The 3,872-nt window shown below is 70.1% G+C and carries 4 protein-coding genes; all 4 read left to right on the top strand.

The annotated features are described in order from the left end of the window. Positions 1-499: phosphoribosylglycinamide synthetase C domain-containing protein (locus VGS97_RS03305; RefSeq protein ID WP_326851667.1), on the top strand; the 499-nt coding region annotated here is incomplete at its 5' end. Positions 500-772: 273 nt separating this feature from the next. Then, entirely contained in the window at positions 773-2,050 is a 1,278-nt protein-coding gene (locus VGS97_RS03300; protein ID WP_326851666.1) for a hypothetical protein, read from the top strand. A gap of 198 nt (positions 2,051-2,248) precedes the next feature. Continuing rightward, on the top strand, positions 2,249-3,559 hold the full coding sequence (gene purB / locus VGS97_RS03295; protein WP_326851665.1) for an adenylosuccinate lyase: 1,311 nt from the start codon (positions 2,249-2,251) through the stop codon (positions 3,557-3,559). 1 nt (position 3,560) lies between these two features. Then, positions 3,561-3,872 (top strand): phosphoribosylaminoimidazolesuccinocarboxamide synthase (locus tag VGS97_RS03290; RefSeq protein ID WP_326851664.1); only part of this gene is annotated, 312 nt, incomplete at its 3' end.

Genomic DNA, 3,872 nt, shown 5'->3' with positions numbered 1-3,872 from the left:
CGGGTTGCTCTACGCGGGACTCGCGCTCACCAAGCGCGGCGTACGCGTCGTCGAGTTCAACGTGCGTTTCGGAGACCCTGAGACCCAGGTGGTGCTGCCGCTGCTCAGGAGCCCGCTCTCGCAGCTGCTGTTCCACGCGGCAACAGGCACACTCGCCGAGGTCGAGCCGCTGCGTTGGCACGGCGGCGCCGCAGTGACCGTCGTGCTCGCCGCCTCCGGTTACCCTGCGACTCCACGCGGCGGCGATCGCATCACCGGGGTTGACCGTGCGGACGCGATGAACGCGGTGACTGTCTACCAGGCCGGCACGGCCACGGATGTTGACGGGCAGCTCACGAGTTCCGGGGGCCGGGTACTCGCTGTCACCGCGAGGGGCGCGAACCTCGCCGAAGCGCGCGACGCGGCCTACGCGGCGGTGGCCGAGATCGAGCTGCCGGGCGGCCACCATCGCACCGACATCGCGGCCAAGGCGATCGCCGGGTTGATTAGCGCACAGTAATCACTTCGCGACTTTATGGTGACAACGTGACGGTCGTACGGTTCAACCGGATCAACAGGCTCACCCGAACGAGCGGAAAAGCGGGCCGCGCGCATGCCGTGCGTTCGAGCGCGGCGCTACCCTCCGACTGAGGGGAGCGTTTTACGCTCGGTCGCCGCAAGGGTCGCGTCGGCTGGCTGGCGGCGCGTGCGGCGTGCGCTCGTCGACTGGACCGTTGAGGTCCGCCCTCCGGCGACCCAGTGACCTGCGGTTCACGATTCGGGGTGAGCACGGTTGATCGCGGCCTCGACCAAAGCCGTCCGTCAGGCCCGCGCCATCGCGCGGATCTGCGGGGTGGCCGCGGCTGGCTGGATCGCGCTGGCCGTGGCGATATCGGCGGGCCTCCTCGCGGTCTTCCCGAGCCCGACCGGCCTGCCCTTGGTGGCGCTGGTGGTCGGACTCTGCGTTTTTCCGCTGGTGCGCTTCGCCCGGATCGTCCCGCCGCTCTCGCCCACCGTGCACCCCGAGAACGGTAGCTACGGCGAGTTGCTGCTTGCCGTGCGACAGGTCACAGCGGCGCTCGGTGTGAGCGAACCCGTCGGTCTTGAGCTGTCCCCGGACTGCGACGCGTGGCTCGAACCGCGTCCTGGAGGTCCGGTCCTGGTCATCGGCGCACCGTTCCTGTGGTGGCTGCGGGTCAGCGAGCTGCGCGGATTGCTCGCCCCGGTGCTCGCCGGAATGGACGCCGCGCACGATACGCAGATCGGCCGAGCGCGCAGGCTCGTGCGCAGGCTGGACATCGCCGAGTCCCGCGGCTGCCCGCCCTGGCCGCGCCCGTTCGTCGCCACGGTCGCGGCGTCTTGCCGCATTCGCGCCGAGGTGATGGAGCGCGCGATCGGCGCGGCGGCGGCGGAACGGGCCAGGATCGTCGAACCCGCGAGCCGGGTTTACGCCCACGAGCAGGCCGGCTTGGTCGCGGTCGGCTGGGACCGCCTGCTGACCAGACTGGCGATGCCGGCCTGGCGGCGCGGCTACGCTCCGGAGACGCTGAACGCTGCGCTCGTGGCGGCCCTGACCGAGCTGGGCGAGCGCGACCGGGTCGGGCTGGGCCTGGCCGACCGGCTCACCGAGCGCCCCGCCTGCGACCTTCTCGACGAGCCCGGCCTGGTCGACCACGCGGTGTCGGCGCTCGCGCCGCAGGTCTACTACGGCCGACCGGTCGACCGGATCCTGCTCTGGTCCCACTATGTGGCCACGGTCGCCGAACCCGCACTGCGCGCCGAGGCTGCCGACGCCCCGGACCATCCCCTGATCGCGAAGGTCCGTGCGCAGCTCGACGCGCACGCCCGCCCGCACGGCCCCGGGGAGTTGGCCGCCGGGTTGCGCGCGGTCGTGCAGTGCGGCCTGGCCGATCAGGGCCTCGCGGTGTGGGACATCGACTGGCTGGACGGGGTGATTCTGCGCGACCGGGCCGGCCACGCCGTGCCGGTCGACGAACTCGTCCATGGTCTGCTCGACAACGCCGATTTCGCCGCCCTGCGCGACTGGATCACCTACGCGTCGAGCCTCTGATACCCGCTTACATCCTGCGACCTGCGCGGTCTCCCGCGGCAGCCCCACGGCAGCAGAGTTATCCACAGGGTTTATCCACAGTCGAGCAACGAAATCCTCGCGCGGACTTGCGCTCATGGAGAATGGACTTCGGCGGGCCAGGTCTGTCCCGCTGACAGTGCTCGATAAAGAGCAGTGGTTGACAAGGAGCAATCCGCCGTGATCGGACGGTACACCCTCCCCGAAATGGGCCGCGTGTGGAGCGACGCCCACAAATACGAGCTGTGGTGCCAGGTCGAGACCCTGGTCATGGAAGCGCACGTCGCCGCCGGAGTCGTGCCGGCCGACGCGCTCACCGCCGTGCGCGACGCACCCGCCCCCACTCCGGAGGCGGTCGCCGAGATCGAGGCGGTCACCCAGCACGACGTGATCGCGTTCCTGTCCGCCTGGGCGGACAACACGAAGCCACGCGACGCCGCCGCCTATGTGCACTTCGGCATGACGTCGTCCGATCTGCTCGACACCGCCCTCGCCTTGCAGCTGGTCGAGGCCACCGACCTGATCCTGGAGAAGTCGGACCGTCTGGTGGCAGTGCTACGCGACCATGCCCTCACGCACAGGGCGACGCTGCGTGTCGGCCGCACGCACGGCATTCACGGGGAGCCCGACGTATGGGGCCACCGGGTCGCGGACTTCGCCTATGCGGTCGCACGGTCGCGCGACCGCATCCGCACCGCACGCGAGGCGGTGGGCGTGATGGCGATCTCCGGGTCGGTGGGCACGTACTCGAACATCGACCCCGCGGTGGAGCGGTATGTCGCGGACAAGCTCGGCCTGAAGCCCGCGGAGGTCTCGACCCAGGTGGTCATCCGGGACGGGGTCTCCGAGTGGGTCGCCGCGCTGGCCATCATGGCCACCGTCCTGGAGGCCATCGCCCTTGAGGTGCGGCACGGCCAGCGCACCGAGGTGCGCGAGCTGTGGGAGCCCTTCGGCAAGGGTCAGAAGGGCTCCTCCGCGATGCCGCACAAGAAGAATCCGATCATGTCGGAGCGGCTGGCCGGCATGGCGCGGATCGTGCGCGCCCAGATCGTGCCCGTGATGGAGGGCATCCCGCTGTGGCACGAGCGGGACATCTCGCACTCCTCCACCGAACGCATCGCCCTGCCGGACGCCTGCACCGCGCTCGACTACATGCTCAACCTGACGATCCGCCTGATGAACGGCCTGGTCGTCGACGTCGAGCGGATGCGCGCCAACCTGGAGTCCACCGGAGGGCTGATCTACACCTCCACGGTGCTCCTCGAACTGGTCGAGATGGGCCTGTCCCGGGACACCGAGGCCTACCCGCTGACCCAGCGCGCGGCGATGAAGACCTGGGAGACCGGCCGCCCGTTCCGCGAGACCCTGCGCGAGGAGGCCGCGGGGGCGGGCCTGAAGATCGACGAGGCGCGGCTGGACGAGGCCTGCCGCCCCGAACGTTTCGTCGCGAACCTTTCCGGCATGTTCGATCGGCTGGCGGAGCTGAGCTGATATGACCGCGAACCCCGCCTCCACTCCCGGCCGCGCCAACGCGCACAGTTCCGCCGACTCCGCTGACTCCACCGGGTCCGTCAGCCCGCACGGCTCCGCTCGCTCCGTCAGCCCGGACGGCGTCCCCTCATCCACCACGCCTGGCTCCTTCGCGGGCGCCGTGCATCTCGGTTCCGGCAAGGTTCGCGAGCTCTACGCGGTCGACGACCGACTGCTCCTGGTGGCTTCGGACCGGATCTCTGCCTACGACTACATTCTCCAGACCCCGATCCCGGACAAGGGCCGCATCCTGACGCAGCTCTCGCTCTGGTGG

Origin of the sequence: Actinocrinis sp. (genome assembly GCF_035946395.1) — a bacterium.
In the GTDB taxonomy this organism is placed as follows: Bacteria; Actinomycetota; Actinomycetes; order Streptomycetales; family Catenulisporaceae; genus Actinocrinis.
The sequence above is the reverse complement of the archived record's forward strand: the minus strand, read 5'-3'. Positions and strand labels throughout refer to the sequence as shown.